This is a genomic window from Streptomyces sp. NBC_01198 (assembly GCF_036010485.1).
Taxonomy (GTDB): Bacteria; Actinomycetota; Actinomycetes; order Streptomycetales; family Streptomycetaceae; genus Actinacidiphila.
In genome coordinates, this window is sequence record NZ_CP108568.1 from 6,890,441 (window position 1) to 6,916,517 (window position 26,077).

Below are 26,077 nucleotides of genomic sequence, written 5' to 3' on the forward strand. Positions count from 1 at the left end.
CGCCAGGCGAGCGCCCACCGCAAGGGGAGGCTCACCCCAACGCGCCGGCAGGCGCAAGTGTGGACCACACGTGGTGGGTGGCGTACGTGCGCCATGGGCGCCAGTGCGGGGACGGGGCGGAGCCCGGGGGGAGGAGGAGGACGTCGGGGTCGCCGAGGGCGCGCATGCGGATGGCCGCGGCCGTGGCCGGGGTGACGCCCGGGAGCGCGAGCAGCAGGCGCTCCGCCTCGTCCCGGTCGGCCCCCGGGTCCAGGCTGAGCCCGTCCGCCAGCGCGGTGGCGACCGCGCGCAGGACGGGCCGCACGTCGGCGCCCACCTCCGTCAGGGCGGCGTCGGCGAGATCCGCCGGGCGGGGGAAGAGCCGGGTGAGCGAGCCGCTCGGCGCCGCCAGCGGCTCGCCGTACGCCGCCGCGACCGCCGCGGAGCGGCCCGCGTCGCCGATGACGGCACGCAGGGCGTACTCCTCCGGCTCCGGCGTGCCCGGCGCCCGCAGGCCCGGGTGCCGGGCGACGGACCCGGCGAGCGCCGGATCGGCCCCGAGCCGCTCCGCGACGGCGTACGGATCGGCGTCGAGGTCGAAGAGCCGCCGCACCCGCTGCGTCGCCGTCGTGAGGTCGCGCAGGTCGCCCAGGTGCAGCCGGCATTCCAGCCAGCCGCCGCTGCCGGGGCGTTCCGCGACCTCGGCGACGCCGGCGCCGTGCGGCAGCCTCAGCGTACGGCGGTACGTGCGCGAGCCGGGCTCGCCGGTGACCTCCTCCACGCCGGCCACCGCCCGCGCGGCGAGGAAGTCGACGACCTGCTCCGCGTCGTAGGCGCCGCGGTAGGCGAGCCGCAGCGGCACTCCCGTCGCCGCCCCGCGGCCGCGGGAGCCCGCAGGGGCGGGGCCGGCCACCGGGCCGAAGCGGGAGGTGCGGCCGGGGCGGGCGGCCCGCAGCTCGGTCGGCGTGGCTGCGTAGATCTCCCTGATCGTCTCGTTGAACTGCCGGACGCTGGCGAAACCGGCCGCGAAGGCGATCTCGGCCGCCTGCATCGAGGTGGTCTGCAGCAGCACCCTGGCGGTGTGGCCGCGCTGGGCGCGGGCCAGCGCGATGGGTCCGGCGCCCAACTCCGCGTTGAGCTGCCGCTGGACCTGCCGGGCGCTGTAGCCGAGCCGGGTCGCCAGGCCCGCGACACCCTCCCGGTCCACGATGCCGTCGCCGATGAGCCGGATCGCCCGGCCCACCACGTCGGCCCTGGCGTTCCAGTCCGGGGAGCCAGGCACCGCGTCGGGCCGGCAGCGGCGGCACGCCCGGAAGCCGGCACCCTGCGCGGCCGCGGCGGTCGGGAAGAAGGAGACGTTCGCCCGCTTGGGCGTGATCGCCGGGCAGCTGGGCCGGCAGTAGATCCCGGTGCTGGACACGGCGAAGAAGAACACGCCGTCGAACCGCGCGTCCCGGCTGCGTACCGCCTCGTACCTGCTGTCCTCGGTCGTCATATGTCCAGTATGGCCGCCCTCGGGACCCCGGGCTGGCGGAAATCGGACGGCACGCCGGGGCTCAGCGCGGGCGGACCGCGCGGGGGCCGACGCACTGCGCGCCCGCCGCCTCGACACGGGCCCGCAGGCCGCGGTCGGCGGTCACCACCAGGCACCGGCGCCCCGCCGCGCTCGCGGCGAGGTCGGCGATCAGGTCGTCCCCGCTGCCGGCGGCCTCCTCGATCCTGACGCCGGGCACCGGCGGCACCCCGCGGGCCGCGCCCTCGGTCACCAGGACGACGTCGAGCGGCACGCCGACCGCCCACGGCGGGGCGCCGCCCTCGGCCGGCAGGCCCGTGGCGGCCAGCGGCAGCAGCCGGTCGCGCAGCCGGGCCGCGGCGCCCCGCCGGTCCCGCCACCACCCGTCAGGCACCGAGCCGACCACGTTCGCGCCGTCCACCAGCAGCAGCGGCGTGTCCCCGTTCACAGCCGCGTCCCGGCGCCGTCGCCGGCCGGCGGGGCACCGGTCAGATGGGGGAAGCCGAATTCGGTGCGGCTGCGCAGCACCTCGCCGGGCCGCAGCACCGTCGAGGGGTAGTCGGGCCGGTTCGGCGAGTCGGGCAGGTGCTGGGTCTCCAGGCACACCGCGTCGTGCCGGCCGTAGCGGCGGCCGCCGGGGCCGGTGAGGGAGCCGTCGAGCCGGTTGGCGGTGTGGACCTGGATGCCGGGCTCGGTGGTGCGCACCTCCATCGTCCGGCCGCTGCCGGGGTCGTGCAGCACCGCGGCGGTCCGCGGCGCCGCGGGGCCGGCGGGGGCGCGCAGCATCCAGCAGTGGTCGTAGCCGTCCGCGGCCTTGACCTGCGGGTCGGGCGCACGCAGGCCATCGCCGAGCGGGCGGGCGGCGGTGAAGTCGAAGGGCGTGCCCGCCACCCGCTCCTCCGGACCCCACGGGATGGACTCGGCGGATACCGGCAGGAAGCCGTCGGCGTCGATACGCAGCATGTGACGCAGTATCCCGCCGGAGGCCTGCTGCGGCTCGCCGGCGGGTGGGGGACCCGCCAGGTTGAAGTACGCGTGGTTGGTGAGGTTGACGACCGTCGCCCGGTCGGTGCGCGCCTCGAAGGTCAGCGCCAGCGTGCCGTCCCCGCCGAGCGCGTAGGTGGCGTTGACGTCCAGCGCGCCCGGGAAGCCCATGTCGCCGTCCGGGCTGTGCAGGGTCAGCCGCAGCGCCCCCGGCAGCGGTTCCGCCCGCCACAGCCGGTGGTGGAAGTCGCCGGGGCCGCCGTGCAGGGTGTACCCGCGGTCGTTGGCCGGCAGCCGGTGCAGGCTGCCGTCGAGCAGGAAGCGGGCACCGCCGATCCGGTTGGCGTAGCGCCCGACCAGCGCGCCGAAGTACGGGCTCGCGGCGTAGGCCGGCGCGTCGGGCAGCGACAGCACCACCGAGGTGCGCCGCCCGGCCGCGTCGGGCACGTGCAGCGCGTGCAGGACGCCGCCGTAGGTGAGGATCTCGGCGGCGACCCCGGCCGCGGACTCCAGCCGCCAGCACTCCACCGGCCGTCCGTCGGGTGCGTGGCCGAAGGGGGAGCGGTGCGGTACGGGCGCGTGCATCGGCGGTCCTCGGCGGGCGGCGGGTCGGGGCGGGCGGCGGGGCAGGGGTGTGGGCACGGTGCGAGGGAGGGGCGTACGGACTGCGCCGCCGCGCTCATCGGGCGCGCGGTGTGGTGGACTCCCGCGCCATCAGGGTGTGGCCGGGACGTATCCGCTCGGGCTGCAGCTGCGGGGCGCCGGCCAGCCTGGCCACCACCCGCTCGACGGCCAGCCGGGCGATGGCCTGCTTGTCGGGGGAGACCGTGGTCAGCGAGACGGTCGAGAAGCGGCCCTCCTCGACGTCGTCGAAGCCGACCACCGACACGTCCTGCGGCACCCGCAGCCCCCGCTCGACCAGCGCCCGCATCGCGCCGAGCGCCATCAGGTCGTTGTACGCGAAGACCGCGTCCGGCTGCGCGCCCCGGTCGAGCAGCGCGGTCATCGCGGCGGCACCGTCCCACCGGCCGTAGCCGTCGGTCGCCGCCACCAGCGTGTCGTCGTGCGGCAGGCCGGCGGCGGTCAGTTCCTCGCGCCAGCCGCGCAGCCTCAGGTGGGCGGGCTGCCTGGCCATCTCCCTGCGCGCGCCGAGAAAGGCGATCCGCTGCCCGCCGAGCCCGGCCAGGTGGCGTACGGCGGTACGGGCCGCGGCCACGTTGTCGATGGCGATGTGGTCGTAAGGAGCGTCGTACTCGCGCTCGCCGAGCAGGACCAGCGGCGCGTCGCCGGGGCGGCCGAGCAGGTCGGCGGCCTCCAGCTCGATCGGGCTGAGGATCAGGCCGTCGATGACGTGGGCCCGGAAGCCCTGCGAGACCAGCAGCTCCTTCTCGCGCAGGCCCGCGGTGTGGTCGAGCAGCACCGTGTAGTCGTGCCGCGCGGCGGCGTCGATGACGGCGCCCGCCAGCTCCGCGAAGTAGGGGTTGCCGAGTTCGGGCACCGCGAGCGCGATGATGCCGGCCCTGCCCTTGCGCAGATGGCGTGCGGTCAGATTCGGCCGGTAGCCGAGCTGGTCGATGGCCCGCTGCACGCGTTCGCGCATCCCCGGGGTGACATGGGGATAGTTGTTCACCACGTTCGACACGGTCTTGACGGACACGCCTGCCATCTGCGCGACGTCCTTGAGGCTGGCGCCCACGAAGTTCTTTCCCTCGGCCGTCCTGCGAGGCACGGCGGTTCCGGCCCCAGTGTGCCGGTCCCGTGTGGGACACGGGTGCGCGGCCGGTGTCCTCAGGTGCCGCGTCTGGCCGCCGACAGGTACCGCTGGGCGACCACGACCAGGAAGCCGCCGCTGACCACCGACTGGTAGGAGGAGTTAGCGAGCCGATCTGGTTGATCAGGTTCTGGATGACACCGAGCAGCAGCACGCCCCACAGCGTGCCCGAGACCGATCCCGCGCCGCCGACCAGCAGCGTGCCGCCGATCACCACCGCCGAGATCGCGTCCAGCTCCATGCCGACGCCGATGATCGTCAGCCCCGACGACAGCCGGGCGGCGTTCAGCGCCCGGCGAACCCGGCGAGCAGCCCGCTGAGCATGTGGACCAGCACCTTCGTCCGTGCCACCGGCAGACCCACCAGCAGCGCCGCGTCACCGCTGCCGCCGACCGCGAACAGCGCCTGGCCGAAGGAGGTGCGCTGCAGCAGCAGGCCGCCGAGGCCGAGCAGCGCCAGCGCGATCAGCACCGGGTAGCCGAACCCCCACACCGCCCCGCCGCCGAGCCGGACTCACCGGCCCGTTCCACCGCTGCCGTCGAGACCGTCACGCTGATCCCGATGGGCGCGGCCCGGCTGCGGATCTCCGCCTTCCCGACCACCTCGCCGAACGGCCACCCGTGGTCGGCGCCCGCCCCGTACCGCCGGATCAGGAACAAGAACTCGGGCAAGGTGCTGGGCGTGGACCTGATGTCCACGGCGAACAGCGCCCATGTCGTGCAGTATGACGACAACGGCACCGCCGACCACCTGTGGCGGTTCGTCTGACCCCCCCCGTCGCCCGCCCGCGGGCGGTCAGCAGGGGTCGCGCCAGGCGTCGAGCGACAGGTGCTTGGCCATCGAACTGAATCCGAGCTTCCGCACTGCCGGGCAGAACCGCGCCTGCGCCAGCTCGTACTCGACGTGGAAGACCGGCTTGCCGGCCGCCACGAACGGCGACAGCTGCTCGCACTCGCCGTACTGCGCGCACTGCTCGTCCACCGAGAAGTCGAAGTCCCGCACCAGCTGCGGCACTTGCTGCACGTCGTTCTTGAGCCCGACGGCCAGCCCGCGGTCGTGTGCGAGTCCGGCGATCATGCGGTTGTACGCCAGCTGGTCGGTGGCCGTCAGCGGGAAGCCGGTCGAGTTGGTGTAGCCGTCGAGCAGGTCCGGCTCGACGGCGTCGAAGCCCTTGGCCCGGCACATGTCGAGGCGGGCCGCCATCAGCGGCCGCAGCCTGTCCAACGCCCGCACGTCCAGCCAGCGTTCGCCGTCCCAGCCGTCGCCCCGGCCCAGCAGCGCGGCGGGGAAGTCCTTCGCGTCGGGCCGGAAGGACTCCCACGCACCGGCGTTGACGTAGCAGATCACCCGGCGCCCGGCGGCGTGCAGCCGCCGGACGACGGCGGCGCCGTTCTCGAACCCGTCGATGTCGTAGACGGGCACGTCGACGGAGGTGTCGACCGTGCCGCTGAGCTGCCACTGCCAGGCCGCCCCGGGCTCCGGCTGCCAGCGGCCGTCCGGCGACGTCACCCCCCGCCTGCCCTTGGGCGGTGACGACGGCGTGGCGGTGCCGGGTGCGGATGTCGGCTTCGGCGCAGGCCTGGACGTGGACATGGAGGTGGGCGGCGGCGCCGACGTCGGGCCCGGCCGGCTGTCGTCGCCGCCGGAGGAGGAGCAGGCCGCCGCCGCGAGCAGCAGCGCGCCCGCGACGACGGGCCCGAGCAGGCGGAGGCGGGCTGCGCAGCCGGTCACGCGGCCCCCGCGGGGACGTGCTGCCAGGGGTTCGGCGGCCCGCCGGGCACCGCGCAGTGCACGGCCGCGCCCCGCGTCGCGGCCGTACGCGCCACCGCCCGCGCGGCGGCGGCGCCGGGCACGCCGTAGACCAGGTGGCAGAAACGGTCCGGGGGATGGGCGGCCGTCCAGCCGGGAACGCCTGCCACCGCATAGTCCGCCCAGCTGCCCTCGTAGGTCACCAGCAGGTCGCCCACCGCCGCGTACCCCGGGTCGGGATGCACCCCCGGGTTGAGCACCACTGTCCCCGCACCGCCGTGCCGGGCCGCCGACACCAGCCGCCGGTAGTACGGCAGCCGGTCGCGGCCTGCGGCGGCCCGGTCGAAGAACGCCCCGCACACCCCGTACCACTCCCGGTGCCGCAGCACGTCCCGCTCGACCTCCTGGGCGGGCCGGGTGGCGTAGTCGGTGTCCACGTAGCCGAACAGCCGCACCCCGGCCGCCCGCAGCCGGCCCGCGGCGGCCGCGACCACGCTGTCCGGCCGGTCGGACCCCGGCCCGTCCGCCACGTTGACCACCACCCCGTACAGCCGCCCCGCCGCCCGCTCCAGCGCCCGCCACGCCCCCGGGTCGACCGCCGGATGGACGTACAGCGGCACGAGCAGCGAGCGCGCGGCCGCCACTGGTGCCGTCGCGGGACACGGCGCCGCCGCCGGCACGTGCGGTGCGGAATCCGCCGGGTGCTGCGGGGCGGCGAATGCCGGTGCCGGGGCCGGTGCCGGTGCGGGCGCCGGGCTGCCGTACGCGGCCGGGCGGCCGGTGGCCGTCATGCCGGGGCGCCCGCGGTCGGGGCGGACGCGTGCCACAGCGCCGCCAGCGCGTCATGCAGGGTGCGGATCGGCTGCCAGCCCAGCGCCGCCGCGGCCAGCGAGATGTCCGCGCGGACCCAGGAGACCGCGCCCGAGCGCTCCGAGCCCGAGCCCGACTCCACCAGCTCCCCGGTGAAGCCGCACAACCCCGCCAGCTCCGCCGCCAGATCGCGCACCAAAGTGGCCCGGCCCGAGCCGACGTTGACGACCGCGGGGAGCGGCCCGACGGCGGTGGCGGCCCGCGCCACCGCCTCCGCCACATCCGTTACGTCCACGAAGTCACGGTACGCACCCAGGTCGCCGGTCATCACCCGCCCGCCCGGCGGCGAGCCGCGGAACGCCGCGGCGAGCCGCCCGGGCAGCCCGGAACGGGGGGAGCCCGCGCCGACCGGGTTGAAGACCCGCAGCACCACCGCGTCGAGCCCCGAGCCGGTCACCGCGTAGCTCCCGGCCAGCTTCGTGGCGCCGTAGAGCCCGGCGGGCCGGGCCGTGGCCGACTCGGAGAGCGCTGTCCCGGGCACGCCGGGGCCGTACTCCGCCGCCGAGCCCAGCTGCACCAGCCGGGCCGCCGGCACCGCCGCCGCCATCGCCTCGCACAGTGCCGCCGCGCCGCGCGCGTTGACGGCGGCCAGCGCGCTGGCCGGACCCGCCACCAGACCCGCGCAGTTGACCACCACGTCGGGGCCGAGCGCCGCGAGATCGCCGGCCAGCACGTCGACCGGCACCGTGCCCAGGTCCACCGGCAGATCCGGCGCCCGGCGGCGGCCGGCCGGTGCGCCGCCCGCCACCCGCCCGCCGTGCAGCACGGTCGCCCCCGGCACCTCGCGCAGCCGCGCGGTGACCGGGGTGCCGAGGAAGCCCCCGCCGCCGAGCACCAGAATCCTGCTCATCCGCCGCTCACGCCCCCTTGAGCAGCAGCCCGCGCAGGCTGCTGAACTCGGCGTTCGCCCGGTCGTAGTCGTCGGGCCGGCCGATGTCCAGCCAGTAGCCGTCGAAGTCGTGGGCGCGCGGCGGCCGTTTGGCGGCGAGCAGGTCGAGCACCACCTCGTCGAAGCCCAGCGGCATCCCGGGGGTGTAGCCGGAGAGGGTGTTCCGGGAGACCCCGTAGACCCCCATCGAGACCCGGTAGTCCATGCTCGGCTTCTCGGTGAACCCCACCACCTGCCCCTCGTCGGTGGTGAGCACCCCGAAGTCGATGCTGACGGTGCGCCGGTAGGTGGCGATCGTCAGCGGCGCGTCGGACCCGCGGTGCCCGCGCAGCAGCGCCCCGAAGTCCAGGTCGGTGAGCACGTCGCCGTTCATCACCAGGAAGTGCTCGGGCAGGTCGTCGCGCATGGTGAGCAGCGGGCCCATGGTGCCCAGCGGGTTGTCCTCCGTCACGTAGTCGACGTCGAGCCCCCACTGCGAACCGTCGCCCACGTAGGCGCGGATGATGTTGCCGAGGTGCCCGATGGCGATCGTGCAGCTGCGGAAGCCGGCCGTGGCCAGCTGTCTGAGCACGATCTCCAGGATCGCGTGGCTGTCGCCGATCGGCACCAGCGGCTTGGGCAGGGCGGTGGTGTACGGCCGCAGCCGTACGCCCTTGCCGCCCGCGAGGATGACAGCGTGCATGGTGGGTCCCCCCAGATGTCGTACGTAGATGGTGATATGGGCTGGTGACGGATCGTCAGACGTTGTAGGCGGCGGTCTTGTAGCGGGCCAGGTTCGCGGGCTCGCGGAAGAAGTCGATGGTGCGGGCGAGGCCCTCCTCCAGCCGGTGGGACGGCGCCCAGCCGGTCGCCTCGCGCAGCCGGGTCGCGTCGCACACCAGCCGCATCACCTCGGAGCCGGCCGGGCGCAGCCGCTGCGCGTCCTCCAGCACGGCCAGGTCGGTGTCCATCAGGGTGCCGATCAGCCGCACCAGCTCGCCGACCGAGATCTCGCCGCCCGTACCGGCGTTGAAGGTCCGCCCGACCACCTGCCCGGCCGGCGCGGTCCCCACCGCCAGGAAGGCGGCGGCGGTGTCCTTGACGTAGGTGAAGTCCCGGGTGGGCCGCAGGTCGCCCAGCGTCACCTTGGTCTCCCCGGCGGCGACCTGCCCGATCACGGTCGGGATCACCGCGCGCATCGACTGCCGCGGCCCGAACGTGTTGAACGGCCGCAGCGTGACCACCGGGGTGCCGAAACTGGCGTGGTAGCTGTCCGCGAGCCGGTCCCCGCCCGCCTTGGAGGCCGCGTAGGGCGACTGGGTGACGATCGGGTGGTCCTCGGTGATCGGCACGGTCTGCGCGGTCCCGTACGTCTCGCTGGTGGAGGTGTGCACCAGGCGGGGGATGCCGGACTCCCGCACCGCCTCAAGGACGTTGAGGGTGCCCGACACGTTGGTGTCGACGTAGCTGCGCGGAGCCCGGTAGGAGTACGGGATCGCGATCAGCGCGGCCAGGTGGTAGACGGTGTCGCAGCCGGCGACCAGGTCGCGGACCGAGCCGGGGTCGCGGACGTCGCCGAGCACGACCTCGACGCGGTCCAGCACGTCGGGGTGCAGCAGCTCCAGCCAGCCGTGCGAGGAGAAGGAGTTGTACTGCACCATCGCACGCACCGGGCGGCCCGAGGCGACCAGCGCCTCGACCAGGTGCGAGCCGATGAAGCCCTCGGCGCCGGTGACGGCGACCGCAGTTGCAGTGGACACGGAGATGTCTCCTTGGAGGAAGGGGTGAATCGGCGTTGGTGCGGTGCGGTGACGGCTCAGCGGTGAGTGGTCACCCGGGCGGTCACGGTGGTCGCCGCGGCGAGCAGCACGGCGCCGGCAGCGGCGCCGGTCAGGCCGATGACCGTGCCCGGCGCCCCGACGTGCGTGGCGAGCAGGGGTACGGCGGTGGCCGTCGCCGCCGAGAGCACGGCGGCCGCCGTCCAGGGCCGCCCGCAGGACTGCAGCAGCAGCGCGAGCCACAGCGTGCAGCCGAGCGCGAGCAGCACGCCCAGATGCGGTGCGTCCCAGGCCGCCGCCCCCGGCAGCGCCGCGGACTCCAGCCCGGCCAGCCCGGCCAGCGCGGCGGCGTAGCCGGCGAGGCAGCGCACCAGCACCCGCCACGACCTGGCGAGCAGCCGTTCGGCGACCCCGGTCCCGCGCAGCGCCGTCAGGCAGCGGCTGCGGAACCGGAAGAGCAGCCACTCGGCTACCCCCATGCTCACGGTGAGCGCGGCGACGAACTCCCCGGCCAGCGCCGCGGCGACCACCAGCCCCCCGGCTGCGAGCCCGCCCACGGCCAGCGGCACCGACCGCCGCACCGCCACGGGCGCGAGGCCTTCGGCGGCCTCGGGGGCCGCCGCGCCGGAGCGCCGCCGCGGCCATCGGACCCGCGGCAGCGCCGCGGTGCCGCCTTTCGCCGTACGGCGGCGGGTCAGGAGCGCGGCGGGCCGGCGCCGGGTGCCGGGCTCCGTCGCCCGGGGTGCCTCGGCGCTGCGCCGCAGCCATGCCGCGAGGCCCCGGCGGGGCCCGCTCGGCGTGCCGGGTGCCGGGCGGCGCAGCGCCGTCGCGACCGCCAGTGCCGTGGCCGCCGCCACCGTGGCGGCGAGGAGAGTGGCGGCCGCGGGTGAGGGCAGGCTCGCCGCACCGCATGCCGCCGCGGCGGTCAGCGGCGCCAGGACGTACAGCAGGGAGCGTTCGCGGCCGAGGACCAGCAGGACCGTGGCCGCCGCCATGTAGAGGGCCTGGCCGAACGCGAAGGCCGGTGCGGACGGGTGCGCCACGCCCGTGACGGTCAGCGCCGCCACCGTGGCCAGCGCGGTGCCGGCGGCGCCGCCGGCCAGCAGGCAGCGGGCCGCGGCCCGCGGGCGCTGCGCGAGCAGCAGCAGCCCTGCCCGGTGCGAGAGCCCCTGGTTCCAGCCCCAGCTGCACAGTGCGGCCGCCGCCCACCCGGCGACCGCGGTGGTCACGCCGAACGGCCCGCCGGGCCCGTCCGCCCACCGCCCGCCGACGACGTAGGCGACGCCCGGCAGCGCGAAGGTCAGGCCGCGCAGGACGCACCGACCGGGGTCCGTCTGCCACGGGTCGGCGGCCGGCTCCGGTTCGGGGTAGGCGCGCGGCACCAGCGCGAAGAGCGACTCGGCGAGCGCGAACAGGTCGCGGTGCCGGTAGCGTTCGGTGATCTGCTCGTCCGTCAGCCCCTCGGACTCCAGCAGCGCCGCGATCTCCTCCGGGTGCGCCGCGCTCGCGCACGGCCCTGCCAGCCGCTCGGCGAGATCCGCGACCGGGTCGGGGCGTGCCCACGACGGCACCCGCCGCGCCCGCGGCAGCCGCGTCACGGCCCCGGCCGCCCCGTCCCCGCCGGCCGCCTCGACGACCGGCAACGGCCCGCTCATGCCGTGCCCCCCGCCCCGGGCGCCGGCCGCCGCCCGCCGGGGTGCTCCCACCGGGCGGTCAGCCGGCGCCCGTGCCGCAGCCCGCTCATGCGGTGCCCTCCGCCAGCGCCTGCTCGGCCGCGGCCTCCGCCGGCGGGGCGGGACGCCAGACGCGGGACATCCACGTCACGCCGCCGTACTGCTGGGCGGTGCGCGGCTCGGCCGGGGACAGGCCGGTGTAGATGCCGCGGAAGGCGTCGATGGTCTGCCGCAGGGTGAACTGGTCGATCACCCGCAGCCGGGCCGCCTGACCGAGCGCTGCCCGCCGCGCGGGGTCGCGCAGCAGCGCCAGGGCGGCCACCGCCATGGCCGCCGGGTCGCGCGGCGGGACGACCAGACCGGTGTCGCCGACCGCTTCGCGGACCCCGCCGACGTCCGTCGAGACGGTGCAGCGCCCGCAGGACATCGCCTCGATCAGGGTGAAGGGAAAGCCCTCGCTGATGCTGGAGAGCATCACCACCTGTCCGGCGGCGTAGGCGGTGCGGATGTCGTCCACCCGGCCCTCGAAGCTGACCGCGTCGGCCGCCCCCACCGCGGCGGCCAGCGCCTCGCAGCGTGCGCGGTACTCCTCGCCGCCACGCGGGGTGCCGCCGAAGATGCGCAGCCGGGCGGCCGGCACCTCCTCGCGGACCAGCGCGAACGCGCGGATCAGCGTCTCCAGGTCCTTGATCGGGTCGATCCGCCCGGCCCAGGTCAGCGTCGGCCCCTCGGGTTCCGGTCCGGCCGGCGGAAAGGCCCCGGGATCGACTCCGTTGTAGACGGTACGGATACGGTCCGCGTCGGCGCCGCCGTGCTCCTCCCAGCGGCGGTTGTAGCGGTTGCCCGGGGTGATCAGCGCGCTGCGCCGGTAGCCCTCGCGCGCCAGCAACCGGAAGAAGTGCATCATCAGGGACTTGACCGGCCACCGGTAGGGCCCGGTGCGGGAGCCGAGGTAGCGTTCCCGCTGGTAGACGCCGTGCTCGGTGAGCAGCAGCGGCACCTCGTCGCGGTGGTGCGCGACCAGGCCCGGCAGCGTGGCGAGCCCGCCGCTGACGGCGTGCGCCACACCGGTCGGCGCGGCCGCGGCCAGCGGCCGCAGCGCGTGTTCCAGCAGATCGGTGCCGGTCAGCGCGTCGTGCTGGGTCGGCAGCGCGGCCGCCACGTCCGTGCCGGGCCGCCGCCACAGCCCGGCCAGGGTGCGTACGGCCGCCTCCGAGCGCAGCCCGGCCGACAGCGCCCCGGAATCGGCCCAGTCGGCGAGGTCGTACAGCGCGGGCCCGAACAGCCCGTCGTCGGTGCCCCCTTCGGCCAGCAGCGCGGTCAACAGCCGCTCCCAGGCGTCGAGGAACGCCCGCCGGTCCCGGCCGCGCGGCTCCCTGCCCGCAGGGGTGTCGCCCCACATCGGTATCGACTCCAACCCCGTGACGTGCGGCGGCAGTTCCCACACCGGCTGCTCATGGCCGGTCGCCGTGACGGCGGTCACCCGGAAGTCGACATCGGGCATGGCGCGGACCAGCTGGTCGCACCACACGCTCACCCCGCCGGGGCTGTGCGGATACGTCCCCTCGGTCAGCAGCGTCACCTGCGCGATGCGCGACGGCGGCTCGCCGAAGACTGCGTGCATGAAGTGGTGTCCCCCCTGGACGGTTCGATACGGCGTGGGCGCGGGCGCGCGCCCTGCCGTGCGGGCGGGACGTCCGTCGCCCCGCCCGCACGTGTGCGCACTGTGCCTGGGTCGTGTCTCACGAATAGCGCCGTCCGCCCGGTAGGGCCAGGCGGGATCTGCCAGACACGGCCTAGCGGCGGGTCCTGTCCCCGGGGCCCATGGGCACCGCGTGGGCCACGCCCTTGGGAACGGGCAGCCGGCCGGCCGGGGCGGCGATCTTCGCCGTGCTGTGCGGGGCGGCCGCCGGAGCCGCCGGGACCGCGGCGGACGTCAGCGTCAGCGTGACCGAGCCCTGGAGCAGGCCCGGCTGGGCCCAGCCGGACAGCCGGCCCGCGTAGGCGCTGCCGAAGGCGGTGGAGCCCAGCAGCTGCGCCTGCCGGGTGCCGTTCGGCACCGTCGCGTCCACCTGCACGCCGCTCGGCGCGCTGATGGTGACGCTGTTGCCGATGCGGTAGGCGGTCACCTTGCCGCCCTTCCAGGCGGCACTCCACGCGGACCTGCGCTGCAGCTCCGTGGCGATGTCCGAGGTCCGCAGGTTGACGGTGGGCGTGTTCGCCGAGAAGAGCGCCGCGTAGTCGCCGAGCACCCGCTCCAGCACCGGGTAGGCGATCCGGCCCTCGGCCAGGTTCGACTGGTGGATGAAGTGCGGCCGCGGGTTGTTGCCCAGCGCGTGGCCCAGGTCGATGCGGGCCTCCAGCGGCACGATGTACGACGCGTAGCCGGTGTCCGGGTCCAACGGGGCGATCAGGCAGGTGGAGTTGCCCGAGGTCGCGCAGGCGCCGCTGCCGCCCTGTGCGTGGTTGGTGTAGATCCAGTTGTACTCGTCGGTCTCCTCCTGCGGCGTACCGGCGTTGTAGAAGACGTTCATCGGGAAGCGCGGCACGGTGACCGCCGGGCCGACCTGGCGCTGGTCGGGCTCCCGGGAGTTGTCGCTCGCCAGGTACTCCACGCCGAGGCTGCTCAGCGCGGTCGCGAGGTTGGGGTTGTCGGTGGGCTGCTGCGGCAGCACCTTGAGCCCGGAGTGCTCGCCGGTCACCAGCTCGTCGTTGTTCAGCGACAGCCCGTGCGCGGCGGCCCAGGTGCGGTTGTCCTTCACCGCGGCGGTGATGTCGGCCTTGCTGACCCACTGGGTGGCGCCGGTCGTGGTGGTCTCGCACTGCCACGGCACCACGCTGACGTCCTGCACGCAGCCCAGGAACGGGTGCAGGTAGGTGTGGTTCACCCAGCGGTAGCTGCTCTTGTCGGCCACCAGCTGGTTCGCCAGCGGGTCCGTGGTCGTGCCGTTGTCGGACTTCCAGTCCTCGCTGCCGCCGCCGTTGAAGACGAAGTCGAAGGTGAAGCCGTGCGCCGCCGACCACTGCTTGGCGTAGACCGCGTCCGCCGCGGTCATCCGGATCGGGTCGGTGTCCTCACCGGTGCCGATCGGGCAGTCCACGTCGCTGGGCGTGCAGTTGAGGCCGGAGTTCCACCGGTCGTCGGCCAGGAAGACGTCGTCGACCTGCACTTCGAAGTAGTTGCGGTCCGCCCCCAGGTGGATGCCCTGCGTCATCCACTCCACGATGCCGCGGGCCAGCAGGCGGAACTGCTGCTGGTACTGGTTGTAGACGAACGGGATCACCAGCTCGGTGCGGCCGTCGTGCGCGTACTGCCCGACCAGGACGCCGCGCTCGGTGCTGCCGGGGATGGCCGCGTCCACCAGCGGGGTGAAGGTCGCCCCCGCCGCCTGGGTGGCCAGCGGCGTCGCCAGGTAGCCGTAGCTCTCCGACTGGTACTGGTCGTTGTCCTCGAAGGGCACCGCGCCCTTGAGGTAGCCGAAGTCCCCTGCCGCGCCCTGCGCGGTCACCTGCCCCTGCGTGCCGTCGAGCTGGCCGATGTAGCCGCCGGTCTGCGCGTAGTTCAGCCCGACCGTGGGCTGCGCGTAGGTGTACGCGTCCACCTGGCGGATGCCGAACGTCGTCTCGTACGCCGCCAGCGCCGCCATCTCCGCGGAGCCCGCACCGAACGGGTTGTCGTTCGGCAGCACCACCGCCTGGTACTTCGCACGCGGCCGCCCGGACACGGTGTCGCTCAGGAAGCCCGCGGTGATCACCGGCCGGCCGGGCGTGGCCAGGTTCACCGTGGTGTACGGAGTGCCCGCGCCGTCCAGCTCGGACGTGACGGCCGCGGTCGCCGGTCCGCCGTCGTCCACCACCAGCACCCTGAGGTCGACCCGCGGCGGCACCGCGGACCGCGCCGCGGTGGGCGCGATCGCCAGTGCCACCAGTGCCGCCGCGGAAGCGACGGTTGCGGCACGCAATGCTCTGCCCATGAATTACCTCCCCCGGGAGCCGCCGATTCCCGATCGGCCTACTCCCACTCACAACGGCCTTTTTCCGGCCGTATTTCCGGGGACCATCGTGGGGCACGTCGCGGAGGACTTGTGACCATTCTGCGGAGATGATCGAAAAGCATGTGCCGTACACCCGGGGGTGTTCGAAGGGTCGGAGCTCTCACCTGCGGCGTTGGTGGGTGTCATGTCCGCGGTGGGTACCGATAATCGACCTTTATGATGAACGCCCGGGCATATTTTCGAATATTCCTCATACGGGGGAGTAATCGCCCTCAGGTACGGGACGGTCCCGGCGGGACGCGATTTCCCCACGTGAAGGAGTGTTCCCTGCGGTACGCGTGCGCCTATGGGTGCGAAAAGGCATGAGAAAGCCGCGCGCCGGGCTGGGGCGGGGCGCGCGGCCGGGGGCGGGCAGATTCAGTCGATGGGCGGCGGCGTCGGTGCCGGCGTCGGCTCGGGAGAGGGCGGCACCGGTGACGGCGGGGTCGGCAGGGGGCTGGGGGCCGGGCCGGGCACCGGACGCGGCTCGGGCGTCGGCACCGGGTCGGGTCCAGGCACCGGCTCGTCCGGCGGCACCGGCGGGAATGGGTCAGGGTACGGACTCGTCATCGCACACTCACTCCGTAGGAGATCGCGTTCAAGTTCGCCCTTTCGACTACCCCGCCATCGCGTGCTCATACCGCGCACGCCCCCTCGCACGCCCCGCGCGCGCTCCCGTGGGGGTGAACCCCGCCCCGATCCGCAACTGCGCCGCCGCACGCCGGGTCCCATCCGGCAACTGATCCACGGCGGAAGGAGCCGGCAGTGCCGGACGACTGGGAACGCCTGCAGGAACCTGGCCTGGTGCACGTGGTGGTCACCGCGCGTGACGCGACCAGCGCCTACCGTGTCTTCGACGCGCTGGTCGACCGTTTTCCCGCCGTCGACCCGCCTGCCTGGCTGACCGCGCCGCCGGGCCTGGTGGCCTTCGTGGTGCTGACCCCGACCCGCCCGGTGGACGACCGCTGAGCGCGCCCACCCGAACGGGCCCGCCGGCCGGCGGCCGTACGCGGCGCCTCAACGCGGCCCGCACCGGCGGGAGTCGGGCGGGCGCCCGCCGGGGTGTACCGGCGGGGCGGGCGGCCGCCGGCGGGCGGCGGGCCCGGCGGCGCCGTTGGATACCGGAAGAGTGCCGGCCACGCCGATGGAGCGGTCACGGGACCGCCCCCCGGCACGGGAGTGCCGTATGCGCGCCGGGCTCATATCCGCTGCCGCCCTCGCCCTGGCCGCCCTCGGGGCGGCCCTCGCCGCCGGAGCGGCGGCCGCGGCCACCCCCGCCGGCGCGGCCGCGGCCACCCCCGCCGGCGTGGCCGCGGACGGCCCCGGCTTCACCGCCACCCCGGCCACCGCGGCCCCCGGCGACACCGTCACCCTGCGCGCGACCGGCTGCGCGGGCCCCGCAACCGCCTCGGCGCCCGGCCTCTTCGGCACCGTCGCCCTGGGCCCGGACGGCGGAGCCGGGCAGAGCGCCACCGTCACCGTCGGCCGGTACGCCGAGCCCGGTGCCCGCTACGACGTCACCTTCGGCTGCGACGCCGGGCAGGGCACCGTCCCGCTGGCCGTGGAGGACCGCGGCGTCATCGCGCCCGGCGCGATACGCACCGGGCTCGGCGGCGGCGTGACCGGCCCCGGCTCCGTCACCGTGGCCGCCGCCTCCGCCCTGGTCGGCGTGACCGGCCTGCTGATCGTCCACCGCCGTCGTACGGCCCCGCGCTGACGCCCGCCGTCGTACGGCCGTGGGCGGGCCGTACCGCCGGGTCACGGCCCCGCGCCGACGCCCGCCGTCGTACGGCCGTGGGCGGGCCTACCGCCGGCTTACGGCTCCCGCACGGCCGGCGTGCGACCCCGGGCTGACACCCGCGCCAGGTCCCCGCGCGACCCCCGGGTCCGGTCCGGCTGAGGACCGGACGGCCGAGCGGAGCAATAATGGCTGTAATGCGGATAAATCATGGCCTGGACGTCCTGATGCCCTGCCTCGCGGAAGCGCCCCGATGACCGCGGGTCCGACCCCGGGAGCGAGTGCATGACAGTGCGTAAGCGGCCCGTCCGGAGCAGTTCCGACCCCAGGGTCGGCCCGCTCCCCGGATCGGGGCGGTCTCCCGAGGCGGAGATCGGCCCGGGGGAACGGCTGGCCCTGAACGGGATGGGCAGCTTCGACTGGACGCTCGACGCGGGGACGCTCGAACTGGACGAGGCCGCCCTCGGCGTCTTCGACCTGCGGCGGGAGGAGTACGACTCCCGCCCCGAGTCGCTGGTGCTGCGGGTCGCGCCGGAGGACGCCGCCACGGTGGACTACGCGCTCAGAAGAGCGCTGCAGGCCGGTGAGAGCAGCTACGGCGGCTACTTCCAGATCACCCGCAGGGACGGCAGCAAGCAGTGGACGCACACCCAGGGCACCATCCTGCGGGACCGCCGGGGCAACGCGTACCGCATCGTCGGCATCGTCAGGGACGCCACCGACGAGCTGACGCAGGCGCCCGAGGTGCGGCCCCCGCAGCCGGTCGGTGAGCCGCCGAGCCTCGCGCCGATCGTCCGGCTGGCCGCCGAGGCGCTGTCCCGCGCGGTCACCGTGGACGACGTCACCGCGGTGCTGACCGGCGCGGGCGGCCTGGAGCGCTTCGGGGCCGACGGCATGATGCTCGGGCTGGTGGACGCAGGCACCCTGCGGTTCGTCGGGGTCAGCGGCGCCCCGGTGGCGGACATCGCGCTCCCGCCGCGGCCGCTGGACGGGTCGCTGCCGCTGGGTGAGGCGGTGGCGACCCAGCGGCCGAGCTTCGTGAACTCCTTCGCCGAGCTGATGGAGCGCTATCCCGAGTCCCGGCCCTACCTCGACGGCGTCGGCCTGAACGCCGCGGCCTTCCTGCCGCTGGTCGCCCAGGGCCGCTCCATCGGCGGTGTGGCGCTCTTCTACCGCTCCTCCGACGTCTTCACTCCCGCCCATCGCGAGCTGTGCGCGGCGCTCGCCGCGATCGTGGCGCAGTCCCTGCAGCGGGCGATGCTCTTCGACCGGGAGCGGGAGTTCGCCACCGGGCTGCAGGCCGCGATGCTGCCCAGGGACATACCGCGCTTCGCCGGCGCCGACGTCGCGGTCCGCTACCACGCGGCGTCCCGCGGCCGGGAGGTCGGCGGCGACTGGTACGACGTGGTGGCGCTGCCGCAGAACCGGGTCGGCCTGGTCGTCGGCGACGTCCAGGGCCATGACACCCATGCCGCGGCCGTCATGGGCCAGCTGCGGATCGCGCTGCGCGCCTACGCCGCCGAGGGACACGCGCCCTCGACCGTCCTGGCCAGGGCCTCCCGCTTCCTCGCCGAGCTGGACACCGAGCGCTTCGCGACCTGCGCCTACGCCGAACTCGACCTGACCAGCGGTTCGGTGCGCACCGCCAGGGCCGGCCATCTCGGCCCGCTGATCCGGCACACCGACGGCCGTACCGGCTGGCCCAACGTGCGCGGCGGCCTGCCGCTGGGCCTGGCCACCACCGTGGACCTGACCGAGTTCCCGGAGACCCGGCTCGACCTGGTGCCCGGCGAGACCCTGGTGTTCTGCACCGACGGGCTGGTGGAGGAGCACGGGCTGGACATCACCATCGGCATGGAGGCGCTGGCCGAGGCGGTGCGCGACGGCCCCGGCCCGGTCGAGGAACTGGCCGACCACCTCGCGGACAACCTGTGGGAGCGCTGGGGCTCGCAGGACGACGTGGCGCTGCTGATCCTGCGCCGCCACCCCGACCCCGGCACCTCGCGGGCGCCCCGGATGCACTCCTACGTCCACCAGGCCGACCCCGAGGGCCTGGCCGAGGCCCGCCTCACGCTGCGCCAGGCGCTGGAGGCGTGGGAACTGCCCGGGCTGGCCGACGACATCGAGGTCGCCGCGGGCGAGCTGCTGGTGAACGTGCTGCTGCACACCGAGGGCGGCGCCGTCATGACGCTCGAGGTGGTGCCGGCACCGGTCCGCCGGGTGCGGCTGACGGTGCAGGACCGCTCCAGCGTGTGGCCCCGCCGCCGCTCCCCGGGCGAGGCCGCGACATCGGGGCGCGGGCTGCTGATGATCGACGCGCTGTCCACCCACTGGGGGGTCGAACCGCGCGGCGACGGCAAGGCCGTCTGGTGCGAGTTCGGCCCCGGCGCCGAGCGCGGCCTGCTCGGCTGACGCACCTCCCGCCGGCCGGCGGACGGGTTCCGGCCGGCGGGAGCCGCACGGGTCAGCTGACGTTGAGCGCCGCGTCGTCGATGACGAACGACGTCTGCAGCTTGGAGCCCTCGACCCCGGTGAACTTCACCGTGACCGTCTGCCCGGCATAGGCGCTCAGGTCGAAGGAGCGCTGGGTGAAGCCGGAGGCCGCGTTGACGTTGCTGTACGTGGCCAGGGTGCTCAGCACGGTGCCCGAGGAGTTCAGCACCTGCGCCTTGAGGGTGTCGTACGCCGTGCTGCCGGTCTCGGCGGTGTCGATGTGCAGCCAGAAGGTCAACCGGGCCGCGCAGCCGGCCGGGACGGCCACCGACTGGGAGACCGTGTCGGTGGTCGCGGTGCCGTAACCGTCGAGCCAGGCCTTGTACGAGCCGCTGTGCGCCGGCTCGCTGCTGTTGTTGTTGATCACTCCGCTGGTCGCCGACCAGGAGGAGCTGCCCGACTCGAATCCGGGGTTGGCCAGCAGTTGGCGGGCGGTGCAGTTGCCGCCGCCTCCGGTGGTGCCGCCGGTGGAGGTGGTCGGCGGCGTGGTGGGCGGTGTGCTGCTGCCCGAACCGGCGAGCCAGGCGGTGGCGTTGAGCGCCAGTGTCGCGTCGGTGCCTGCCGGGTCGTTCCAGCCGTCGTAGAGGGTGTTGCCGGACTGACCGGTGCCGTCGTCCACCGGTGAGCTGTCGCCCCAGATCGCCACCCGGCCGCTGCCGAAGGTGCTGGTGGCGAAGAAGGCGCCGCTGTTGCCGGACGAACCGGCGTGGTACAGCAGGCCCTTGACGTTCGGGTTGTCGGCGGGCTTGAGGGTGAAGGTGGTGCCGTCGCGCAGGATGCTGCCGGTGACGGTGCCGAACGGGCCGTGCAGGACCGGGTCGGAACCGCTGCTGACCGCGCGCGGGTTGTCGGTGCTGATGTCGAGCAGGTCGACGGAGAAGCCGAACGGATCGGTGTTGTCGACCCCGTTGCTGGTCAGCAGGTCGTTGATCACGCACGGCGAGTCGCAACCGTCGTTGTTGCGGTCGCTGTTGTTGTGGTCGGAGATCAGGAAGAGCCCGCCGCCGTTCTTCACGAAGGTCATCACCGCGGTCTTCTCCGCCGCGCTGAGCTTCACGTTGGGCTCGGTCAGCACGAAGGTGTCGAAGTTGCTCAGATCCTGGGCGGAGCTGCCGCCGTAGGTGATCGTCCGCCCGGGCGGCAGCGTGTTCAGGCTGTAGCCGCCGGCCCTCTGCAGGGCGACGCCCCACGAGGACAGCGCGCCGGTCCAGTCGGTCTCGGAGTTCGGCGTGGAGTCCTGGCCGAGCGGGTCGGGCTGGCTGGTGCTGATGATCCAGTCGGCGTTGCCGGCCGTCTCCGCCTTGGTGTTGTCGAACAGCACCCGGTGGGTGCCTGCCAGGGCGGGTGCTGCCGAGCCGGTCGGCGCGGCCTGCGCGCTGCCGGTGGCGACGCCGGCCGCGGCCAGGGCGATCACGCCGAGGGCCGCGGTCGCGCCGAGCGCGATCCTGCTGCGGGACGTACGGGGACCGGGCATCCGTCAACCTCCATGTGGGGGGCGGTGGGTGGGGTGCGGGGAACGATTCTGCGCGCGTAGAACCTGTGGCTGATGTGGCGGACGTTACGGGGGAATGAACGCTGCAGGTCAGCTCCTTTCCGGTGCGGTGCCACCGGTCGAGGGATCACCCGGACGGCGGCAGGTCCGGGAGCGGGGTTGCGCCGGGCGGGTGCCGTGCGCCGGTGCGCGGGCGCAGCGCCACCGCCGGGCACCGCGGCAGGGGGCAGGATGGCGACGCAGCCGCATGGACACGGCCGGCGCGGGTACCCGCGCCTCGTGGGCGCCCGGCCCGCGCGCCCGCCCGGCCGGCCCGCGGCACGAGGAGGAGCACCATGCCGATCGCCACCGTGAACCCCGCGACCGGGGAGACGGTCCGTACCTTCGACGCGCTCGACGCGGACGGTATCGAACAGCGGATCGCCACCGCGCACAGCGCGTTCCGCAGCTGGCGCGAGACCGACTTCGGCACCAGGGCCAGGCTGCTGAACGCCGCCGCCGACCTGCTCGACAAGGAGCAGGACGAGATCGCGCACATCATGACCGCCGAGATGGGCAAGACGCTGGCCTCGGCCCGCGCCGAGGCGGCCAAGTGCGCCAAGTCGATGCGCTGGTACGCCGGCCGCGCCGAGGAGTTCCTCGCCGACGAGCACCCGGCCCCGGCCGACGTCGAGGACAGCGGCGCCGTCCGGGCGTACGTCCGCTACCGGCCGGTCGGGGTGGTGCTCGCGGTGATGCCGTGGAACTTCCCGCTCTGGCAGGTGATCAGATTCGCCGCCCCGGCGCTGATGGCCGGCAACGTCGGGCTGCTCAAGCACGCCTCCAACGTCCCGCAGACCGCGCTCTACCTCGGTGAGCTCTTCCACCGCGCCGGCTACCCCGAGGGCTGCTTCCAGACCCTGCTGATCGGCTCCGGCGCGATCGAGGCGGTGCTGCGCGACCCGCGGGTCGCCGCCGCCACCCTGACCGGCAGCGAGGGCGCCGGGCGCGCGGTGGCCGCCATCGCCGGCGACGAGGTGAAGAAGACGGTGCTGGAACTCGGCGGCAGCGACCCCTTCGTGGTGATGCCGTCCGCCGCCGCCGACCTCGACCACGCCGTCGAGGTCGCGGTCACCGCGCGGGTGCAGAACAACGGCCAGTCCTGCATCGCCGCCAAGCGCTTCATCGTCCACACCGACATCTACGACGCCTTCGCCGAGCGCTTCACCCGCGCGATGAGCGCCCTGCGGGTCGGCGACCCGACGACGCCGTCCACCGATGTCGGCCCGCTGGCCACCGAGCAGGGCAGGGCCGACCTGGAGGAGCTGGTCGACGACGCGCTCTCCCGGGGCGCCGAGGCGCTGTGCGGTGCCCGCAGGCCCAAGGCGCTGCCGCCCGGCTGGTACTACGAGCCGACCGTGCTCTCCGGCGTCACCGAGGCGATGCGCATCCACCGCGAGGAGGCCTTCGGCCCGGTCGCCACCCTCTACCGGGTGAACGACCTGGACGCCGCGGTGGCGCTGGCCAACGACTCGCCGTTCGGGCTGAGTTCCAACGTGTGGACCACCGACGAGGACGAACAGCGGCGCTTCGTAAGGGATCTGCAGGCGGGCGGGGTGTTCTTCAACGGGATGACGGCCTCGCACCCGGCGCTGCCATTCGGCGGCGTCAAGCGTTCGGGCTACGGCCGCGAGCTGTCCGCGCACGGCATCCGCGAGTTCTGCAACATCACCACCGTCTGGTACGGCCGCTGACCCCGGACGCCACTGCATTGTCATGTACATCTGCCTCCCCATGGGGAGTCGTCTTCACCCATGGGGAGGCAGAATCGATGGGCCCGGGTCCGTGTCAGGCCCGGGCCGGTCCGGTCAGGTGACCGTCCAGACGAAGGTCGCGGTGTCGGCCGCGCCCTGCCCGTCCGAGGCCGTCACACCGACCGTGCTCGTACCCTTCGCCCTCGGGGTGCCCGAGATCACGCCGTCCCTTCCGATGGTCAGCCCGGCCGGCAGCCCGGTCGCGGTGAAGACCGGGGCGGCGCCGCCGGTCGCCTTCGCGGTGACCGCCAGCCGCACCGGGGTGCCCGCGGGACCGCTCATGCCGTGCGGGTTGGCCACGCTGACCGAGGCCGCCGCGGTGGCGGCCGCACCGACCGTCTTCGCGGTCATCGCGGTGGCGACGTTCAGCGTCCCGGTCAGCGGCAGGTTCCGCGACGAGTCGCCGACCTGGATCTGGTAACCGCCCGCCGCCGTCGTCCAGTTGTTCCCGGCGGTGCTCCAGTACGCCAGGTCGTGCGCGGTCACCGTGAAGGTCACCTTCGCGCTGGCGCCCGGCTGCAGGTCCACCCGCTGGAAGCCCTTGAGCTGCCTGGCGGGCTCGCCGGTGGAGGCCGGGTCGCCGACGTAGAGCTGGGCGATCTCGGCCCCCGCCCTGCTGCCGGTGTTGGTGACGGTCGCGCTCACCGTGGCGTTGCCGCTGCCGTCCAGCGCCCCCACCTGCAGCCCGGAGAAGCCGAAGGTGGTGTACGACAGGCCGAACCCGAACGGGAACAGCGGGGTGATGTTCTGCGCGTCGTACCAGCGGTATCCGACCTTGAGGCCCTCGCTGTACTGCACGTTGCCGTTGCCCGGCCACTGTGCCGCGGTGTGCGCCGGCACGTCGTTCAGCGAGGCGGGGAAGGTCACCGGCAGCTTGCCCGACGGGTTGACGTCGCCGAACAGCAGCGCGGCAAGGGAGTTGCCGACCTCCTGGCCGGCGTACCACTCCTCGATGACGCCCTTGACCTGTGCCAGCCACGGCATGGTCACCGCGGAGCCGGTGTTGAGCACCACGACCGTGTTCGGGTTGGCCGCGGCCACCTGCTGGACCAGCGTGTTCTGGGAGTTGGGCAGGTCGATGCTGCCCAGGTCGGCGCCCTCGTTCTCGCCGTAGCCGACGCAGACCACCGCCACGCTCGCCGAACGCGCCGCGCTCACGGCCGCGTTGACGTCGTTGCCGTCGTTGTACGTCACCGTGGCACCCGCGCCGGCCCGGGCCTTGATCGCGTCGATCGGCGCCTTCGTGCCCGAACTGGTCGCGGTGGCGCTGCCGCCGCCGACGCTGCGCACCCCGGCGCCGCCGTCCGGGCCGATCACCGCGATCGAGGTCGCGCTGCTGCCCGACAGCGGCAGCACGCCGCTGTTCTTCAGCAGCACCGAGCCCTGCTCGGCGACCTGCCGGGCGGTGGTCTGGTGCGCAGCGCTGGTGACCACCGAGTCGCGGTTGCCGGTCTTGTGCTTCTCGAAGATCCCGAAGGCGAACATCTGGGTGAGCACCCGGCTGACCATCGTGTTGAGCGTCGCCTGGCTGACGGTGCCGTTGGCGAGCGCCTGCGAGAGGAAGTCGGCGTAGAAGTAACCGCCGGGCATCTCGATGGTCATGCCGTTGTTCGCCGAGTCCACCGTGGAGTGCGCGCCGCCCCAGTCGCTGGTGACGAAGCCGCCGAAACCGGCCTGCTGGTAGAGCGCGTTGTTCAGCAGGTTCGCGTTCTGGCAGGCGTAGACCCCGTTGACGGTGGAGTAGGCGCACATCACCGATGCCGACGCGCCCTTGCTCACCGCGGCCTGGAAGGCCGGGAAGTAGATCTCCTGCAAGGTGCGCTGGTCGACGATCGCGTTGTCCGCCGGCCCGTTGCGGTTGGTCTCCTGGTTGTAGACCGCCACGTGCTTCGCCTCGGCCATCACGCCCTGGCTCTGGATGCCCTGGATGCTCGCGGTGGCCATCTGGGCGCTCAGGTAGGGGTCCTCGCTGTAGGTCTCGAAGGCCCTGCCCCAGCGCGGGTCACGGACGATGTTCATCGTCGGGCCGAGCGCCACGTCCGCGCCCTTGCCGGCGAACTCGGCCCCGGCGACGGTGCCGTAGCTCTTCTGCAGCGCGGTGTCCCAGGTCGCCGCGGACGACACAGCGGACGGCAGCTGGGTCACGCCGCCGAAGCCGTCGCCGACCCCGCTCGGTCCGTCGTGGAAGCCCATCGCCGGGATGCACAGCGACGGGATCGCCGACATGTCGCCGATGTACGGCTGGGTGGCGCCGTTGCCGTGCAGCATCTGGATCTTCTGCGCCTGCGTCATCTGCCCGAGCAACTGGGCGACCCGGGTGGCCACCGGGGCGGTGGAGCCGACCCACGGGCAGTCGCCGTTGCCGCCGCCGGGCGGCGTCGTGGCGTCACCGGGGGTGAGGACGGTGAAGTCCCACAGCGAGTAGCCGTACTGGGTGGCGCGCTGGGTGCCGTACATCCGCACGTAGCGGCCGGTCGCGGTGAAGGAGTGCGTCTCGGTGCCGCCGGGTCCCGCCGTGGTGGAGTAGACGGTGGTCCAGGTGCTGCCGTTGTCGGAGACCTGGATCTGGAAGGCCTTGGCGTAGGCCGCCTCCCAGGTCAGGCTCACCCCGCAGACCGACTGCGAGGAGCCCAGGTCGACCTGGACCCACTGCGGGTCGGCCGCGGCGCTCGACCAGCGGGTGCCGGGGTCGCCGTCGAAGGCCGCGGAGGCGGGGGTGCCGGCGTTCTCGGTCGACGAGGCGGTCGCCTGCTTGCCGATCGCCGCCGTGGTGTTGCCGCAGGCGGCCGGCTGGCTGCCGGAGCCGCCCCAGACCTGGAACTCCCACAGCGAGTAGCCGTAGGCGGTGGCGCGGGCGGTGCCGTACACCCGCACGTAGCGCCCGGTGCCGGTGACGTTCAGGGACTGGGTGCCGCCGGTGCCGGTCGTGGTGGAGTAGACGTCGGTCCAGCTGGTGGCGTTGTCGGAGACCTGGACCTTGAAGGCGGACGCGTAGGCCGACTCCCAGTTCAGCACGACCTTGCTGACCGGCTGCGAGGAGCCGAGGTCGACCTGGAGCCACTGCGGGTCGGCGAAGGCGCTGGACCAGCGGGTGCCGGTGTTGCCGTCGACCGCCGCGGAGGCGGGGGTGCCGGCGTTCTCGCTGGAGGACGCGGTCGCCGTCTTGCCCTGGGAGAGCAGCACCGGGTCGGCAGCCCGGGCGATCCTGGGCGTGGCCACCAGGGCCAGCGCGACGACCAGGACGAAGCCGATGACGGCGGCGAGCCGGGACTGTGCGGCGGTGAGCCGCCGCCGCCGAAGGGGTGGGGGAGCGCCGAACGAGGCTTGCAGCATGGGGGGTCG

18 protein-coding genes and 2 pseudogenes are annotated in these 26,077 nt (G+C 74.4%); 5 read left to right on the forward strand and 15 right to left on the reverse strand.

The window, feature by feature from the left end; genetic code table 11:
• Positions 1 to 31: 31 nt before the first annotated feature.
• The 5 genes and pseudogenes from OG702_RS30645 to OG702_RS30665 all read right to left on the reverse strand — a co-directional run.
• Positions 32 to 1,474 carry a DNA-3-methyladenine glycosylase 2 family protein gene (locus OG702_RS30645; protein WP_327292184.1) on the reverse strand — a complete coding sequence of 481 codons (1,443 nt, stop codon included), beginning with the start codon at positions 1,472 to 1,474 and terminating at the stop codon, positions 32 to 34.
• A 61-nt stretch (positions 1,475 to 1,535) separates the two neighbouring features.
• Positions 1,536 to 1,940, reverse strand: coding sequence for an NTP pyrophosphohydrolase (locus OG702_RS30650; protein WP_327292185.1), 405 nt, complete (start codon positions 1,938 to 1,940; stop codon positions 1,536 to 1,538).
• On the reverse strand, positions 1,937 to 3,061 hold the full coding sequence (locus OG702_RS30655) for an aldose epimerase family protein (RefSeq protein WP_327292186.1): 1,125 nt from the start codon (positions 3,059 to 3,061) through the stop codon (positions 1,937 to 1,939). Before OG702_RS30655 ends, OG702_RS30650 begins: the two co-directional genes overlap by 4 nt.
• Positions 3,062 to 3,155: 94 nt before the next feature.
• Positions 3,156 to 4,172: a LacI family DNA-binding transcriptional regulator gene (locus OG702_RS30660; protein WP_327293435.1), complete on the reverse strand. Its 1,017-nt coding sequence runs from the start codon at positions 4,170 to 4,172 to the stop codon at positions 3,156 to 3,158.
• Positions 4,173 to 4,264: 92 nt separating this feature from the next.
• Positions 4,265 to 4,754 (reverse strand): annotated as a pseudogene (locus OG702_RS30665) (ABC transporter permease); the annotation flags it as partial.
• On the opposite strand from OG702_RS30665, the pseudogene OG702_RS30670 reads away from it, so the two are divergent.
• Positions 4,752 to 5,012, forward strand: a pseudogene (locus OG702_RS30670) (RICIN domain-containing protein); the annotation flags it as partial. The pseudogenes OG702_RS30665 and OG702_RS30670 overlap by 3 nt on opposite strands.
• 30 nt (positions 5,013 to 5,042) lie before the next feature.
• Here OG702_RS30670 and OG702_RS30675 read toward each other — a convergent pair.
• From OG702_RS30675 to OG702_RS30710, 8 genes are all read right to left on the reverse strand, one after another.
• The gene (locus OG702_RS30675) at positions 5,043 to 5,978 is read right to left on the reverse strand and encodes an endo alpha-1,4 polygalactosaminidase (RefSeq protein ID WP_327292187.1); all 936 of its coding nucleotides are present in this window, start codon (positions 5,976 to 5,978) and stop codon (positions 5,043 to 5,045) included.
• The gene (locus tag OG702_RS30680) at positions 5,975 to 6,787 is read right to left on the reverse strand and encodes a spherulation-specific family 4 protein (protein WP_327292188.1); all 813 of its coding nucleotides are present in this window, start codon (positions 6,785 to 6,787) and stop codon (positions 5,975 to 5,977) included. Before OG702_RS30680 ends, OG702_RS30675 begins: the two co-directional genes overlap by 4 nt.
• Positions 6,784 to 7,716: an NAD-dependent epimerase/dehydratase family protein gene (locus OG702_RS30685; protein WP_327292189.1), complete on the reverse strand. Its 933-nt coding sequence runs from the start codon at positions 7,714 to 7,716 to the stop codon at positions 6,784 to 6,786. Before OG702_RS30685 ends, OG702_RS30680 begins: the two co-directional genes overlap by 4 nt.
• A 7-nt stretch (positions 7,717 to 7,723) precedes the next feature.
• A complete protein-coding gene (locus OG702_RS30690) occupies positions 7,724 to 8,437 on the reverse strand; it encodes a sugar phosphate nucleotidyltransferase (protein ID WP_327292190.1) in 714 nt (237 codons plus the stop codon).
• Positions 8,438 to 8,492: 55 nt separating this feature from the next.
• The gene (locus tag OG702_RS30695; protein ID WP_327292191.1) at positions 8,493 to 9,494 is read right to left on the reverse strand and encodes an SDR family NAD(P)-dependent oxidoreductase; all 1,002 of its coding nucleotides are present in this window, start codon (positions 9,492 to 9,494) and stop codon (positions 8,493 to 8,495) included.
• Positions 9,495 to 9,550: 56 nt separating this feature from the next.
• Positions 9,551 to 11,167 carry a hypothetical protein gene (locus OG702_RS30700; RefSeq protein ID WP_327292192.1) on the reverse strand — a complete coding sequence of 539 codons (1,617 nt, stop codon included), beginning with the start codon at positions 11,165 to 11,167 and terminating at the stop codon, positions 9,551 to 9,553.
• 85 nt (positions 11,168 to 11,252) lie between these two features.
• Positions 11,253 to 12,809, reverse strand: a complete 1,557-nt coding sequence (gene pelF, locus OG702_RS30705; protein WP_327292193.1) for a GT4 family glycosyltransferase PelF — start codon at positions 12,807 to 12,809, stop codon at positions 11,253 to 11,255.
• A gap of 172 nt (positions 12,810 to 12,981) precedes the next feature.
• Complete coding sequence (locus OG702_RS30710; RefSeq protein WP_327292194.1) at positions 12,982 to 15,159, reverse strand: hypothetical protein; 2,178 nt, start codon at positions 15,157 to 15,159, stop codon at positions 12,982 to 12,984.
• 825 nt (positions 15,160 to 15,984) lie between these two features.
• On the opposite strand from OG702_RS30710, the gene OG702_RS30715 reads away from it, so the two are divergent.
• The 3 genes from OG702_RS30715 to OG702_RS30725 all read left to right on the forward strand — a co-directional run bounded on the left by OG702_RS30715 (position 15,985) and on the right by OG702_RS30725 (position 19,369).
• The gene (locus tag OG702_RS30715) at positions 15,985 to 16,188 is read left to right on the forward strand and encodes a hypothetical protein (protein ID WP_327292195.1); all 204 of its coding nucleotides are present in this window, start codon (positions 15,985 to 15,987) and stop codon (positions 16,186 to 16,188) included.
• 217 nt (positions 16,189 to 16,405) lie between these two features.
• Complete coding sequence (locus OG702_RS30720) at positions 16,406 to 16,936, forward strand: hypothetical protein (RefSeq protein ID WP_327292196.1); 531 nt, start codon at positions 16,406 to 16,408, stop codon at positions 16,934 to 16,936.
• A 306-nt stretch (positions 16,937 to 17,242) separates the two neighbouring features.
• Entirely contained in the window at positions 17,243 to 19,369 is a 2,127-nt protein-coding gene (locus OG702_RS30725) for a SpoIIE family protein phosphatase (RefSeq protein WP_327292197.1), read from the forward strand.
• 52 nt (positions 19,370 to 19,421) lie between these two features.
• Here the strand turns inward: OG702_RS30725 and OG702_RS30730 are convergent, their stop codons facing one another.
• A complete protein-coding gene (locus tag OG702_RS30730) occupies positions 19,422 to 20,924 on the reverse strand; it encodes a hydrolase (protein WP_327292198.1) in 1,503 nt (500 codons plus the stop codon).
• A 353-nt stretch (positions 20,925 to 21,277) separates the two neighbouring features.
• On the opposite strand from OG702_RS30730, the gene OG702_RS30735 reads away from it, so the two are divergent.
• On the forward strand, positions 21,278 to 22,675 hold the full coding sequence (locus OG702_RS30735) for an NADP-dependent succinic semialdehyde dehydrogenase (protein ID WP_327292199.1): 1,398 nt from the start codon (positions 21,278 to 21,280) through the stop codon (positions 22,673 to 22,675).
• Between the two features lie 114 nt (positions 22,676 to 22,789).
• Here the strand turns inward: OG702_RS30735 and OG702_RS30740 are convergent, their stop codons facing one another.
• A complete protein-coding gene (locus OG702_RS30740) occupies positions 22,790 to 26,068 on the reverse strand; it encodes a discoidin domain-containing protein (protein ID WP_327292200.1) in 3,279 nt (1,092 codons plus the stop codon).
• Positions 26,069 to 26,077: the final 9 nt, after the last annotated feature.